Below are 14,748 nucleotides of genomic sequence, written 5' to 3'. Positions count from 1 at the left end.
AGATGACCATTCTCCTCGCAACCGTCCTGGCGGCATCGCTGATCGGTGCCGTCAGTGACGTGCGAACGAGGCGTGTTCCCAACTGGCTGGTGCTGGCGCTTCTCATCTGCGGGCTGATCGAAAACACCGTGCTTTTCGGCTGGAGGGGCGCGCTTGCCGATCTGGCGGTGGCCGCCGCAGTCTTGGCCGCCGGCACCGTGGCATTTTCGTTCAAGCTGATCGGGGGCGGCGACGTCAAGCTGCTCGCGGCGGCTGCCGGGACGCTCGGCTATCCGGCCGGCGTCTCGTTTATCTTACTCACGCTGCTGTGCGGCGGCGTTCTTGCGTTAGCTTATGCCGCATTGCGCGGCCGGTTATCCGCAACGCTTGCCAACGTGCAGGCGACGGCGCTTCCGCTCTTCGCGGGCGTCAAACCCGTGCGGCCGCACGACGGACTCGTCATGCCGTACGCGGTCGCAATTTTTGCGGGCGCTATCTGCACCGCAACGCTTAGTCTTACCACCTTGAGGTTATTGCCGTGAACACTCGCCGTACCACTCTCATCGTAGCGCTCGTACTGGCGATCGGCACGGGCTGGTTAACGCTCAACTATCTTTCGTCGATTCAACGTACCAGCGCGCTGAACAACCAGCCGCGCGACATTCTGGTGGCGTCGCGAGAGATTCCGGCGCGCGTTCCCATCACGCCTGACATGCTTGCGAAGGCCACGCGGCCGGCAGCAGCAATCGAACCGGACGCCATCACGGATCCCACGAAGGCGGTCGGTGCTCTTTCGCTGATTACGATCCCGGCCGGGTCGACCATCACGCTTTCCAAAGTCGGCCGTCCGACGGACGTTGCGCTTCCCGTCCGGCTCAAACCCGGCATGCGCGCTATCAGCATTCCGATAGACAAAGTCAAAGGTGTTTCAGGGCTCATTGAGCCCGGCGACCGCGTCGACGTCATCGCCATTCCACCGAAGACCGGCGACGTTCCGCCGCCGGCCGTTGCGATTCTGCGCGGCATCCGCGTCCTGGCGGTCGGTCCGCTCCTCGAAAACGCCTCGGCGACGCCCTCGCCCCAGGACCAAATCGCCTCGACGATTACGCTGGAGGTAACGCCTAAACAGGCCGACCTGCTTTCGATGGCCGACACCGCGACAAACCTGCGCCTCGCGTTGCGTTCACCGCGCGAGCCGTTGAACTCCGAGCCGACCGAAGCGCTGCACTTTCCGGGCGGCGGCAGCTATAGTGGACCGTCGGTAGCCGCAGCTCCGCCGCCGCCCGACGCGGCGACAATGGCGCTGCAGGCGCTCGCCGCTCAAAGACAGCCGGCGCCGCGCGCACCTTATCATTCTTATGGCGGGGTCATGGTCATCGACGGCGATCACTACATAACGCCGGGCGGACCGCCAGGCCAGCCGTGAGCGCCCCGGTCTTCGCGCTCATCGGCGCGAAAGGCGGTTCGGGTGCGACCACCGTCTGCGCCGAACTCGCCAACCTCATGCGCGGCGATCGCCGCGTGGCAGTCGTCGACGGGGATCTTTCAGGCCGCCGGAGCGCGGCCATCTTGTTCGACGCGGTCCGCGAATTGGACGCAACTGGCGAAGCGACCAAGATCGCGACCGTCGAGACCGGCGGCATTACGCTGGCCGAACTCGCTCCGAGCTACGATTCTGCCTTCACGATTAATTTCGACGACGTCGAACACATAGCGACGTTGCTGGCCGACGAGAACGATTGCGTCCTCGTCGACGTTCCGATTCCGTTTGCCGCGCCCGTGCGGCCATTCATCGTGCGCTCAACGCGTTTCGTCGTCGTCGCGGAGCCGACAATCCTCGGATTGACCGCCGCCCGCACGATGATCAGCGAGTTAAAAAAATTCGGCGTACCGGCCGAGCGAATCGTTCTGCTGACGAATTGCCGCGACGGAAATCCGGCGTCAGAGCGATCGGACATCGAACACGCGCTCGAAACCAAAGTCGTCGGCGAACTTCCCGGCAAGAACGATCGCGGTTTCAGCAAAGCGCTGCAGTCGTTCGAGCGGTGGCTGCGTTCCATTCCGGCCGAGCCGGAGATCACGGCGCTGAAGCCTTCCGCCAGAGGATTTATTCAAGATCGCCGCGTCGAGCCGCGTTCTGCCATGCGGCAAGACCGCCGCAGCGAACGGCGCGATCGCCGCGCCACCGATGCACCGGCGTCGGGCAACGGTCAGGCCTCGCGGCGCGCAACGGACATGGTGATCGATCCGTACGAACGGCTGAAGATCGACATTCACGAGTCGCTTGCAAAGAACGTCAATCTGGTTGAGGCGAGTCAGGCGCACACCGACTCCGCGAAACTTGCCGAGTTACGTTCGAAGATCGAAGAGACCGTGCAAAACGTGCTCAGCGTCAAAGACCACGGCGACTTGACGGCTGAAGAGATCGCACAGATCCGCGAAGACATCGTCAACGAAGCGCTCGGGCTCGGTCCGCTGGAAGACTTGATGGCCGACCAGACCGTCACCGAAATCATGGTGAACGGACCGAAGACAGTCTACGTCGAGCGCCTCGGTAAGATCGAACGCACCGGAAAGAGTTTTACGGGCAATCAACAGCTGCGGCTGATTATCGAGCGCATCATTGCGCCGCTCGGCCGGCGCTTGGACGAATCCGTTCCGATGGTCGATGCGCGTCTGCCGGACGGTTCTCGCGTCAATGCGATCGTCGAACCTTTGTCGATCGACGGCGCAACGCTGACGATCCGGCGCTTCGGAACGCGGCGGCTCACGGCCCAGGACTTGATCGAAAAGGGCTCATCCAATCAGCAGATGCTCGACTTCTTGCGGGCCTGCATCGAAGGCCGTCTCAACATCATCATCAGCGGCGGCACCGGCTCCGGCAAGACGACGTTCTTGAATATTCTTTCGGGCTACATTCCCGAACGCGAGCGCATCGTCACGATTGAGGACTCCGCCGAACTTTTTCTCAACCAGCCTCACGTCGTTCGCCTTGAATCGCGTCCGGCCAACATCGAGGGGCGCGGCGAGATCGGTATCCGCGACTTGGTCAAGAACTCGCTGCGTATGCGGCCCGATCGCATCATCGTCGGTGAGTGCCGCGGCGGCGAAGCGCTCGACATGCTCCAAGCCATGAACACCGGCCACGACGGATCGCTGACCACGGCGCATGCAAACTCGCCGCGCGACGCGCTGGCGCGTCTTGAAACGATGGTCTTGATGTCCGGCTTCGATCTGCCGGTTCGCGCCATTCGCGAGCAGATCGCGAGCGCCGTCGACATGATCGTCCAGACCGCACGTATGCGGGACGGCAGCCGTAAAATTATCTCCGTCAGCGAGATCGTCGGCATGGAAGGCGAGGTCGTCACCATGCAAGAGCTGATCCGTTACCAGCAAAAAGGCGTGGACGAAGCACTCCGGGTATCGGGTGAGTTTCAATTCACCGGCGTCCAGCCGCAGTGTCTGCAGAAATTCGAAGAGTACGGCATCACGTACGATGTGCGGCAACTCGCTACGCTGGCCTCATCGGGGTCGCTATGGTAAACAGCACTTCGATATTCAAACAGTTCGACTCCAGTTCGCAGCGGATGAAAGATCTTGCCGAACTGCTCGACCGCGCCGGACTCCAGATGCGTCCGGTCGAGGTCGGCCTCGGCGTAGCCGGCCTGGGCGCAATCGCATGGTCGACGGTAGCCTTCGTGTGGAAACCCGGACCGGTCGCCGCGTTCTTGCTGTTCTTTCTGATGATGGGATTGTCGGCCGGCGGATTCTATGTCGTCATCCAACTGAAACTGCGCAAGCGCCTCGACGCCTTCGTGCAGCAGCTGGAGTTGGCGCTGCGGCTGATCTCCAGCGGCGTGCGCATCGGCTTGAGCTTGCGCCAAGCGCTGACTATCGTCATCGAGGAGATGCCCGATCCGGCGCGCCACGAGTACATGCGCGTGATCGGACAGACGAACATCGGCGTGAGCGTGTACGACGCGCTCGACACGCTGGCTAAGCGCATGCCCGGCAATGAAACGCTGATGATGGCGCGCGCGATTCGCATTCAATCGCAGACCGGCGGCGACTTGGGAAAGATCCTCGAGCATCTCGCTAATACGATCCGCGATCGCCGCCGGATTCAGCGGAAGATTCGCGCGCTCACCGCGGAAGGCCGCGCCGGTGCGGCGATTCTTTCCTCGCTGCCGCCGTTCTTAGCCGGATTTATCGCGCTCACCGAACCCAGCATGGGCGGCGCGCTCTTCTTTACCACCGTCGGACATATCGCACTGGTCATCGTCGCCATACTCGAAGCTCTGGGAGTCTTCACTCTCGTGAAGATGCTGAAGGTCGACGTATGATGATCGTCATCGCGATCGTCGTGCTCGGCGCAATCGCCGCGTTTCTGTTCGCGGTCTCGCTGATTCCGCAAAAGAGCGCGCTGAAGAAACGCATCGAGGAGCTGCAAATGCGCAGCTCGCAAAGCAAAGATCCCGTGAGCATCCGCCGGTTCGAGAAGATATTCTCACCCGAGCGGCGCGGACAGCTGCTGCGCAAGCTCATGGAAGCCGGCTGGTACACCGTTACGCCCGCGCAGATGGGTGTGCGCATCGTCGGCGGCGGCATCTTCGGATTGGTGTTCGCGTTCACGTTGTTGGAGTTCGTTCATTTCCAATTGACGCTGACGATACTCTTCACGCTGATGGCCGGCGCCGCGGGCGCGTACATGCCGATGTCGGCGCTGCAGCGCGCCTGCGACGCGCGCAAAGTCTCCGTGCAAAAAACGCTGCCGGACTTTCTGGACATGGTCTCCACCACGGTGCAGGCCGGACTCTCCGTCAACGCCGCGCTGGCCTACTCGATCGACTCGGCGCCCGGACCGCTCGGCGATGAAATCAAAGCCGCGCTCTCTGAAATACGCCTGGGACGGAGCCGGGCCGAAGCGCTACGCGCGGCCGCCGACCGGTTGCAGCAGCAGCAATTCACGACGACCATCACGGCTATCACGCAAGCCGAGCGGCTGGGCACCAACATTTCGAAAGTCCTGAACGAACTGTCGGAAGACGTTCGCAATCACCGCATCATGCTGGTAGAGGAACACGCGGCCAAACTGCCCGTCAAGATGGTTTTTCCAATGGCGATGTTTTTGCTTCCGGCGCTCTTCGTCGTTATCTTCGGCGCGCTCGTCGCGAACTATTTTGTAAAATGATTACTGCAGCAATTCTCGGCGCCATCTTTTTCGCAGCCGCCGGCTATGCCGGCGCGGTCGTCGGCCTCACGCTGGCCGAGCGCATCGAACCGCTCGACGACGCGCCCGAATCCGGCCGTCCGCCGATCGTCGTGCTCATCGCGGCGTGCGCGAGCATCGGCGCGATCGTGACGACGGGCGACATTTCGCAGATGCAGTTCTTGCTTATCGCCGTCATCTGCGCCGTGCTGGTGGCGATTTGGGTGGCCGACGTCAAGCGCGGGATCGTGCCCGACGCTCTGACGCTCGGTCCGCTCGCGCTGTTGGCGCTGATTGCGATTTGGCAGCATCAATGGGTGTTTTTCATCTCGGTCGCCGCACCGTTTGCGCCGTTCGCGATCGCCGCCGCGCTGTCGCATGGGCGAGGCATGGGTTGGGGCGACGTCAAGCTGGTGGCGCTCGGCGGCGCCGTGCTCGGCGCGGAAGCGGCCTTTCTGGCATTTGCACTGGCATGCGTCGCGGCAGTTATCGTGAGCTTTGCGCGCGGCCGGCGCACCGGACCGATTGCGTTTGCTCCGTATTTGGCGGCCGCCATCGGCCTGGCGATTCCCATCGGCGTGATTTGGTCGGTGTGAGCTGTGCCCAAACTGCGCAACGCCACGACCGGAGAGATTCTCGCTGAGAACGTTCGCGTTGCGGACGGCTGGTGGGAGCGTTTCGCCGGACTGATTCCGCGCAAAATCGTCGAGCCCGACGAGGGTCTGTGGTTCCGCGACTGTTGGGCGATTCACACCCTTCTCATGCGGGCAAAGATCGACGTCATTTTTCTGGACGATGAAGAACGCGTCTTGCGCACGCATGCACGCGTAAAAAACAATCGTCCCGCGCTGGCCTGTTTCGGGGCGCGCAACGTTGTCGAACTGGGGGCCGGAGCCCTCGAAGGCCGCGACGTTCTTCCCGGCGACCGCTTGGAGCTGCGATGAAGGGCGGACGCTTTTCCGCTGCGATCGTCGCCTTCGCGATTGCGACCGCAGTCATCACCGCCGGCGGCGCGCTGCCTGAATTCTTCGTGCAGTTGCGCGATCCGAATCTGTACGGCGGAGCAATCTATACCTGGCTGTTGCACACGTTCGGTTTTGCGCTGGTGCTGGGAGTCAGCGCCGTGCTTTCGGCCGCAGCAATCTTGCTGGCGGCGTGGCGCACGCGCTTGCGCGGAGCCTCGGACTGGCATGTCGGCTTGGCGGCGGTGTTTATCGCGCTTTGCTTGGTCGGCCGCCTCGGCGTCAGCCTCGATCCGATAGCTTGGCTTTGCGCTGCAGCCATTTGCTTGCTCTTGGACCGCGAGGACGCGTGGAGCGCCGCGGCGATCGTGGCGATAACTGCGGCGTGGTCGATCCTGCAAGGCGGCGCGACTTTGGGAGCGCTGCTCGTATCGCTGGCCGCACTTGCAACGCTGCTCGAGCGGCGCCGGTTCGATGCGACCGTCGTCCGCAGGTTAGGCACGGCCGCCGCTTGCATCGTGGTTTCGCTGGTGCAGCTGCATTCGGGCATCTTTGCCGCTTACGGCGCTCACGCACTGTATCTTGACTCGCTGCTGCGCGGCGCACAGCGCGACCGCTTGTGGGTCGGCGCATTCTCGCCCGCGGATCTGGGGTTCGCGGCGATCGTCGTCGTGGCGGGCTGGTATGGAATCCGGCGTCGCGGACACCTGGCCGATACGTTCCTGTTTTTTGCGCTGCTGCTGCTCTGTCTCGTCGACGCTCGCAACCTTCCATTCTTTGGTATCGTGGCCGCGCCGATCGTCGCCGACGCCCTGGCGAGCTACTACCTGGAACGGCGCGACGTACCGAAGTTCTCGCTAGCAGCGTACGCGCTCGCTTTTGCCGCCGTCGCGTGCGCTTTTGTGGCGACCATTACCGCGTTTCAACCGAAGACCGTTGCTTGGCCTAGCCCGGCGGTCGCGCCGCTCTTGAGTTCCTTGCTCCATCATCCCGGCCGCCATCTCGTCTTGTGCGTGCAGCCGCGCTGGTGCGATGCGGCGTCATCCTTCCGTAACCGTACGATTTCGGTTGTGCTGGACGATCGCGCGGGTGTCGCCGGTCCGCTCGCACGGCGTATTCAACGCGACGTTGCAGATGCGGTGGGTAACTGGCAGCAAGACTTGCGCCACGCAAACGTTGACGGGATTCTCGCCGACAAAGACAGCCGTCTGATTTCGCTGCTCCACGCCGACGGCTGGGAGAGTTCGATTTCATCGGGCGGGGCGATCTTGCTCCAGAAACTGACGAAGCAATGAGAATCGCCTGGGCAATTATTGCAATCTTCGGAGCGCGCTTCGCCGCGATTGCTTGGCATTATCGCGGACAAGATGCCGACCTGTCGTGGCAGCAGTGGCTCGGCAATCAAGTATTGACGTTGCACCACATTCCGATGCAGCTCGGATTGGAAACTTTTACGGCGCCCGGATCCCGCTGGATTGCGCAAGAGTGGCTCTTCAGCACGGCGATTGCGGCGACGCTTCCGACTGGGCGCTTTTACGTCTTGGCGATCGGTACCGCCCTGGCGGCAGTTTGCGCGCTGGCGGTGACCGCCTGGCGGGCGCACCGCCGCGGAGCTTCGACGTTCGCCACCGTGCTGACGACGGCGTTCGTCGGTTTTGCGATGATGCAGTCCTTCGGCGTGCGCGCGCAGATCTTCGGCTGGGCGCTGCTGGCGATCATCATGCTGCTGCTCGATCTGGAGTCGCCGCTCATCTTCTTGATCATTCCGCTCACGGTGTTGTGGGCGAACATTCACGCCAGCGCCCTGATCGTGCCGGCGCTCGTCGGAGTCTGGACGCTCGGCACGGCGATCGAAGATCGCGGCTGGACCGCGCGCGTCGAACGCAACGTCGTGCTGACGCTGGGCACGGGCCTGGCCGTCCTGCTCACGCCCTTCTCCTGGCACCTTCCGGCTTACGCGATACAACTGCAAACGAGCGCAATCCGCGCATCGATCAGCGAATGGCAGCCGCCCGACATCACGATTCCGTCGTTTGCCGTCGGCTTGCTGCCGCTGATCGCGATGGCATGCTTCTTCGGGATCGCCGCGCCGCGGGAACGCTGGCGGGACGGAATGCTCTTCGCGGTGATGACCGTGCTTTCGTTCACCGCGATCCGGCACATGTCGCTGTGCGCGATCGTCATCGCACCGATGGTGGCGCAGCGTTTGAGCAACGCCATTCCGCAGCACGCGCGCTTAAACGTCGTCTTAGGCGAACGGTTCAGTGAAGTACTCGTGCTTGCGTCAAGCGCAATTGCCGCGCTCTTGATTATCCTGACGCTGAATCAAGCGCCCGCGGTGGCAAAGTCTCCGCTGCCGCAGACCGCCATCGTCCGGATCGCGCAAGCGCCGGGCGTCCACAAGCTGTATTGTGAGGACTTTGCCTGGTGCAGCATGGCCTTGCCGTACAAAAACGTGCGCGTGTTTCTGGACGGACGGTGCGATCCGTATCCCGATTCCGTCTGGAAAGCGTATTTGGACATCGAGAAGGTGACGCCGCGCTGGTCACGCGCCCTTGATGCATACGGCGCCGACACAGTCTTGGCCAAAGCCGGACGCCCGCTCGCGCAAATACTGAAATCTCAGCCGGGCTGGCACGTCTTCTACCACGATCACGGCTACGTCGTCTTCGAACGCAACCACGCTGTCTGAACTGCCGGCGCTAGACAAAGCAAACAGCCGGCGCTGGATATTGGCGGCAGTTGTCCTTCTTGGGGCGGTCCTGCGGTTGCCGTCGCTGCTGCATTCGGGTTTATGGCGCGATGAGGCTTATCTCTATGCGGAACTATCGGCAGTAGGTTTTCGGCAGTTTTTTCACGACTTTTCATTACCGCTAATTCTGTCGCCGTTCTATTTCATTCTGATGTACGTCTGGACGGGCATCGCCGGCTTTAGCGAGCTCGCTTTGAAATTTCCCTCCTTCGCGTGCGGCGTGCTCGCGATTGCGGCCGTTTACCGGCTCGGCCGAGTCGCAGCTAACGCAAGCACCGGGCTACTGGCTGCTTTTCTTTTTGCGATTACTCCAATCGCAATTGTTTTCTCAAGTTATGTGCGGCCATATTCTCTCTTGGCGCTGATTCTTGCACTCCTGGCGACGTCATTTCTACAACTGAGAGCCGCGGCTACACGGAAGCACTTTATTGAAACAGCGCTCTTAACGCTGATCGCCATCTATACGAATCAATTTGCACTTCTGGCAGTCTTAGGGTTTCTAGCGTTCGCAATCGTGGCAAGCAGGGGAGCGAAGCGAGCGGTGGCGCCTGTATCCGCTTTACTGATTGGAGCGCTCCCCTACGTTTTCTGGCTGCCGGCCTTTTTTGCTCAGGCGTCGGCCGGAGTCCCATGGTCGGCGCCCGCAACCATCGGCGAAAAGGTCTCATATTTTGACTTATCGTTGCTCACGAGTATCCCAATGCAATCCTTAACTGCGTTAGTCATTCTCGGCATCCTCGCTACCATCGTGCTGAGATTTGGCTCACTACGTACCGGCGTCGCACTTCTCGCCGGAACGTTTTTACTCGTACTTGCTTTGGAAGCCGCCGCCGGCCTCTCACAGGGACGTTACATCTATCCGTTCTTTGGTTTTTTCGCAGTATTCGAAGCTTGGGTGCTTGTCGAAACGGCCGGCATACTCAGGGCTCGAGGCAATCTCATAGTACGGACGTGTGCAATCGCGAGCGGCGCGACAGCCCTGGTTATGGCAGTCGCGATCGCCGCAGCTACCTCACTTGCGAGCGCGATGCCTCATTCGGGAATCCGAACGCTTCTTGCGACGAGTCCACCCAAACCGGGAGCCGTTTACATCATCGCGCCGGACTACATGGCCGCGACGTTCTACTATTATGCGCGCGAACGCGGCACGCCGTTCATCGGGTTTGTCCGAATTCTGGATTCAGAGACCTTCCGGGGCTCCGGCTATGAGAAGGAGTGGAACGATCCGCACGCACTGTCGCGCGCCGAATGCGTTGCGACCGAACTTGCGCGACGCCACCTTACTCTCGCATTGGTGGCCAATAGCACCGCGCATAATCAATGGCACGTCCCTTACGCGAAGACGTGGGATCTGCTCGCCTTCTTAAAGGCGCACTATCCCCTTGAGAGCACCGCATCATTTCCCGGCAGCGAAGAACGCGTCTCCGTGTACACGTTCAGGCCGCTGAGCACGAGCGCTAGCAAACCGAGCCAGGTTGGGAGCTTCACAAGCCACCAAACGATGCCCGCGCTGGCGCCGCTCTCGGCAATCTGCGCGGCACGCGCAGCGTCCGCGGCGCCCGCGTCAAGCAAACCCAACGTGTGAGTCGCCGAAAGCGCCGGCCCGTAGTAAAACGCCGCCAACAAAATCAGCGCGCACAACAGCGCGGCGCCCAATGCGGCTCGCAGCATTGCCGAAACACTTAGATTCAGCGTGAGACAGCACATCGCCGCGACTCCCCCAACCGCGGCGAGTACGACTGCAGGTTGACTCGGTATCGAAATCCAGGGGATTGCGATGAGCGCCACCGCGAACGCCGCGTAGATTCGACCGCGATGCGATGAATGAGCAAAGAGTAGCAAGGCTGCAGGCAGTGCCAGCAGGATCTCGCTGTAATGAACGTACGATCCGCCGATGACCGCGCACGCCGCCGGAAATAGCACAAGCAATGCGGGATCGCGCAGCCGGCACGCGAGCGCACCGGCAAGCCAGACGCCTAGCGCGCAGACGAGCACGTAAGCGACGTTCCCGAGCACCAGCGAAAGGCGTAGCGGCGCGCCGAGCGCTTGCGCCATCCACGTGAGACTGAATTGGTTGACGAAACGCACCTCGGAGGCGTCGTGCGCGGGCAATACCTGCGTGAAATAAGCGAGTGCGCCGGCGGGCCCAACGACGACAACGTGCAGAATCAGCAGCGCTGCGCAAAGTATGACCAGCGGGATGCGAGCATCGCGCCGCCAGAGGAACACCGCTACAAACACCGGCAGCGCTACGTTTGGTTCGAGCGCAACTACCGCCAGCGCCACGACCAACGCGGATACGATGTTCCGGCGCAGAGCGAGCGCCGCGCCGCACAACGCAAGCAGAACGATCGGCGTCAGCTGGCCGTACGGAATCACTGCAACGGCAAACGCGACTGTCACTACTGCAATTGCGCCCGCGATGCCCGTTCTGCAAAGCGTTGCGAGCAAGAGCGCCGCGCCCAACCCGCTTCCCACGAGCAGCACCAACCAGAGCGCCGCCGCTGCGGTGTACGGCATCAGCGCCAAAAGCGAGAACACCGCGAGCGCATATCCCGGAAACGGCGCCAGCAGCGGCACCGCAACGGTATACAGTCCGAACGGCTGCGGCGTTTGTTCGCACGTCAGCAGCGGAGCCGCATCGTAGGGATTGCCGTGATGCAGCACCGTCCAGCCGCCGCAATAAAACGCGCGGAGATCCACAAACAACGCGCCATGACGCGACGCCGCAGCTACTTGCCAGGCAACGAGGCAAAGTGCGGCGACACCGGCGAGAATCGAGGCCGCATTCTCGCGCTTCACTCGCGGCCGGCTGCCGCCATCACGCCGCTCGCAAACAACGCTAAGAGACCCGACCAAGTCGGAAGTTTCGGAATCCACCAGACGATTCCGGAGCTCGACGTTTGATCGGAGATCAACTTGGCCCAGGATGCTTCAGCTAGTGTCGGATCGAATGGCCGGCCCGCCGTGTGCGGCGCCGTCTGTGGACCGAAATGCCACGCCGCCAGAATGCAAAGTGCGCAAAAGAGCGTCGCGCCGGCGCCAATTCGTAAGGAATACCGCGGCGAGAGTTGCAAAACGACTGCGGCGATGGTTATCGCGCCGGCCGCGATAGGAATCATCAGTGCCGGCTGGGTTACGACGGCCTGCCACGGTAACGCCACGAGCACCGCGGCAACGGCGGCCAGGACCTTCGGAACGCCGGTGCTTCGAACGTATAGAAGCAATGCCGCGGGTAGCGCGAGTGTGATCTCGCTATAATGAATGAACGATCCGCCCGTGACGGCACATGCTGCGGGAATCAGCATGAGGAAGGCCGGGTCGCGAAACCTTTTGCTTACTAAACCACCGAACCAAATACCCGCAACCACCATCGCCGCATACGATGCGTTCCCCGCAATGAGCGCAAGCCGGTCCGGCGCGCCGATACCTTGCGCAAGCCACGTCACACTGTATTGCGTGACGAAACCAATCTCCGACGCCGCGTGGTTGGGCAAGACTCGCAGAAAATATGCCAGGGCGAGATTCGGACCGCCCACTGCTACATCCAAGCACGCGAGCACTATGCCAATCACGACGATCGGCCACCGCATCGCCTTGTTCCAAATGAAAAGTGCCAAGAAAACGGGCAGCGCGACGTGCGGCAACAGCGCAAGCACGCCAAGCGCGAGCACCGATGCGGTATTGACGCCACGGCGAAGCGCCAAGGCTCCTCCGGTAAGCGCGGCCAGAATAATTGGCGCGAGTTCGCCGTAAGGAATTACGGCGACGCTAAAAGCAACCGCGATAAACGCAAAGGCTGCGAATGCGGGGCGGTCGCACAAACGTCCGAGAAAGATGCAAGCGAGCGTGGTGCAAACCAGCAGCAGCAAAAACCACGCTGCTGCCGCAACGGGATACGGCAAGAGCGAGAAAACTGCAAACGCCGCAAGCGCATAGCCCGGAAAGGGTGCCGGCAGATCGGCCTCGCGGGCGCTGTGCAGTCCAAACGGCGCCGGCGTCTGTTCGCAGCGGAGCAACGGGCCCGATGCGTACGGGTCTGCTCCGTGCAGCACCAGCGAGCCACCGCAATAAAACGCCCGGAAGTCACCGAGAAGCGTTCGCACCGCCGAGGTTTCCATCAGCTGCCACGCCAGCAGCGCGCAGGCCGCAAGGATGAAAGCTGCTGCGAACTCCCTACGCACTATCGGTCTTGCGGCGCCGGTGCTCCTCGAGCGAAGCGGGATCGCTCGTAATGCGGTACTGCGGTGCAATCTTGCCGAGCATCTTCACCAAACCCGACGAGTCGGGGCGCAGTTGCTGCACGCGGTATGCGTAGTCGGCCGCACCTTTCATGTCGCCTTCGTCGAAGGCGAGCTGCGCCAGCCGTTCCAGGACGATGACGTAGCGATCTTCCAAGAGTTGGGCATGCGCAGTGAACCACGGTTCGGGCGCGTCCGCATCCAGCAGACGGCCCGCATAAAGTTCCTCGGCTGCGCGATAGCGCGCGCCTGCCTCTTCCAGATCGCCGCGATCGAACGCCGCGTCACCGTCGGCGACGTGCGAGCCGAAACGCCGCACGTCAGCCACCACGTGTGAGAACTCAAGCGCGACATCCGGATCCGCGCGAAAATACGCCTCGACCGCGGCGTAGCCGGTAATCGCGGCGATCGCCTTACGAATGTTGCTGCACGCGGTACGCACGCTTTGCGCGGCCAGCTGGCGGTCGGCGTCGGGCCAAAAAGTGGCGGCCAGCTCGGCGCGCGTCGCCGTTCCGGAGGGTTTGAGCAAGAGATACTTGACGATCTGCTGATCGCGCTTGCGAATCCAGGCGATCTCCGCGCTGCCGATCCGCACCTCGAAGTGACCGAACATGCGCGCCGACATCGGCGCAAGGTGCGAGGATTGCGAGGAGCGCACGCGGCCGCCGCGCAGTTGCTGCAGCGGCCGCAGCGGACGGCAGCCGCCGGCGTCGTCGACCATGAAGAAGCCCTGCGCTTCCAACCGTTGCAAGCGGGCTTCGTCGTTTGGAAGCGCGCCGGCCATGATGCTGCGCAAGAGCGCGCGATCTTCTTCGGACGCGCGATCGAGTTCGGCCGCAATGAACTCGGCAAAGAGCTGGCCGTAGCGCGTGCGCCAGTGTTCGAAAGCTCCGTTAAGGGTGCGCCCGTCTTCGGCTGCGCACCGCACCGCACCGCTGACGACGATCGCCCAACCGTCGGTCTCTTCGATCAGATGAGAGATATCCACGTCGGTCGCCGAGACGCCGCAGGCTTCGGCCAGCAGTTTCGTCTCCGCCGGATCGAAGGCCAGTTTCCGTGCGTCGCACAACACCGCGAGGCCGCGCGCAATCCACGTCTTGGCATCCAACACCTCGCGCGAACGCGACGCATACACGAGGCTCAGTGTCTCCGGCGCATCGTCCACCAAACGATGCAGGATCGCGATCGCATCCGGAGTTGCGTTGTCGGCGTCGTCCACCACCAGTTCGGCGGGGCCGCGCACAGTCCGCAAATACGTGACGAGCTCGTCGTACGAATTAGCGGGACGAGGCAACGCGAGCGCGGACGCAATGGCGCGAAACAGGTCGACGGCCGAGCACTCCGGCGGCAACGCGCAATAGCCCGCGGCGATCGTACTCTCGCCAAGATATTTCAACAGCAGCGTCGTCTTGCCGGAACCGGCGGGCGCTATCAGTAGCCGCACGGGAGTTTCGGCGTGCGTCGCAAGCCAGCGTTCGAGACGGGGCCGACGGATCGTCGAAGGCGCCAGCCGCGGAAGCGATTGTGTGAGAATCATGCAGGGGCCGATCTAGAGTATCGGTCTTCCTCCCCTCGGTACTTAGCGAGCGCCGCCCGACCGGACGG

At 62.3% G+C, this 14,748-nt stretch carries 12 protein-coding genes and 1 pseudogene; 10 read left to right on the top strand and 3 right to left on the bottom strand.

Annotated features, from left to right (window positions below; all coding sequences use genetic code 11):
* Window positions 1-2 precede the first annotated feature (2 nt).
* The 10 genes and pseudogenes from VFO29_12570 to VFO29_12525 all read left to right on the top strand — a co-directional run bounded on the left by VFO29_12570 (window position 3) and on the right by VFO29_12525 (window position 9,467).
* Window positions 3-521, top strand: coding sequence for a prepilin peptidase (locus VFO29_12570; GenBank protein ID HET9394341.1), 519 nt, complete (start codon window positions 3-5; stop codon window positions 519-521).
* On the top strand, window positions 518-1,405 hold the full coding sequence (cpaB, locus tag VFO29_12565) for a Flp pilus assembly protein CpaB (GenBank protein ID HET9394340.1): 888 nt from the start codon (window positions 518-520) through the stop codon (window positions 1,403-1,405). The genes VFO29_12570 and cpaB overlap by 4 nt, the downstream gene beginning before the upstream one ends.
* Window positions 1,402-3,522: an ATPase, T2SS/T4P/T4SS family gene (locus tag VFO29_12560; GenBank protein ID HET9394339.1), complete on the top strand. Its 2,121-nt coding sequence runs from the start codon at window positions 1,402-1,404 to the stop codon at window positions 3,520-3,522. The genes cpaB and VFO29_12560 overlap by 4 nt, the downstream gene beginning before the upstream one ends.
* A complete protein-coding gene (locus VFO29_12555) occupies window positions 3,516-4,322 on the top strand; it encodes a type II secretion system F family protein (protein ID HET9394338.1) in 807 nt (268 codons plus the stop codon). Before VFO29_12560 ends, VFO29_12555 begins: the two co-directional genes overlap by 7 nt.
* On the top strand, window positions 4,319-5,170 hold the full coding sequence (locus VFO29_12550) for a type II secretion system F family protein (GenBank protein HET9394337.1): 852 nt from the start codon (window positions 4,319-4,321) through the stop codon (window positions 5,168-5,170). Before VFO29_12555 ends, VFO29_12550 begins: the two co-directional genes overlap by 4 nt.
* Entirely contained in the window at window positions 5,167-5,784 is a 618-nt protein-coding gene (locus VFO29_12545) for a prepilin peptidase (protein HET9394336.1), read from the top strand. The genes VFO29_12550 and VFO29_12545 overlap by 4 nt, the downstream gene beginning before the upstream one ends.
* 3 nt (window positions 5,785-5,787) lie before the next feature.
* A complete protein-coding gene (locus VFO29_12540) occupies window positions 5,788-6,132 on the top strand; it encodes a DUF192 domain-containing protein (protein HET9394335.1) in 345 nt (114 codons plus the stop codon).
* On the top strand, window positions 6,129-7,445 hold the full coding sequence (locus tag VFO29_12535) for a hypothetical protein (GenBank protein HET9394334.1): 1,317 nt from the start codon (window positions 6,129-6,131) through the stop codon (window positions 7,443-7,445). The genes VFO29_12540 and VFO29_12535 overlap by 4 nt, the downstream gene beginning before the upstream one ends.
* Window positions 7,442-8,842, top strand: coding sequence for a hypothetical protein (locus VFO29_12530; GenBank protein ID HET9394333.1), 1,401 nt, complete (start codon window positions 7,442-7,444; stop codon window positions 8,840-8,842). Before VFO29_12535 ends, VFO29_12530 begins: the two co-directional genes overlap by 4 nt.
* A gap of 40 nt (window positions 8,843-8,882) precedes the next feature.
* Window positions 8,883-9,467, top strand: a pseudogene (locus tag VFO29_12525) (glycosyltransferase family 39 protein).
* 809 nt (window positions 9,468-10,276) lie between these two features.
* On the opposite strand, the gene VFO29_12520 reads toward VFO29_12525, so the two are convergent.
* From VFO29_12520 to VFO29_12510, 3 genes are read right to left on the bottom strand one after another with little or no spacing between them, the layout of a single operon-like run.
* The gene (locus VFO29_12520; GenBank protein ID HET9394332.1) at window positions 10,277-11,704 is read right to left on the bottom strand and encodes a glycosyltransferase 87 family protein; all 1,428 of its coding nucleotides are present in this window, start codon (window positions 11,702-11,704) and stop codon (window positions 10,277-10,279) included.
* On the bottom strand, window positions 11,701-13,086 hold the full coding sequence (locus VFO29_12515) for a glycosyltransferase 87 family protein (protein HET9394331.1): 1,386 nt from the start codon (window positions 13,084-13,086) through the stop codon (window positions 11,701-11,703). Before VFO29_12515 ends, VFO29_12520 begins: the two co-directional genes overlap by 4 nt.
* On the bottom strand, window positions 13,079-14,680 hold the full coding sequence (locus tag VFO29_12510) for an AAA family ATPase (protein ID HET9394330.1): 1,602 nt from the start codon (window positions 14,678-14,680) through the stop codon (window positions 13,079-13,081). Before VFO29_12510 ends, VFO29_12515 begins: the two co-directional genes overlap by 8 nt.
* Window positions 14,681-14,748 lie beyond the last annotated feature (68 nt).

The organism is Candidatus Rubrimentiphilum sp. (assembly GCA_035710515.1).
Lineage (GTDB): Bacteria > Vulcanimicrobiota > Vulcanimicrobiia > Vulcanimicrobiales > Vulcanimicrobiaceae > Rubrimentiphilum.
Note: the sequence above shows the minus strand (reverse complement) of the source record. Positions and strands in the feature narration are given on the sequence as shown.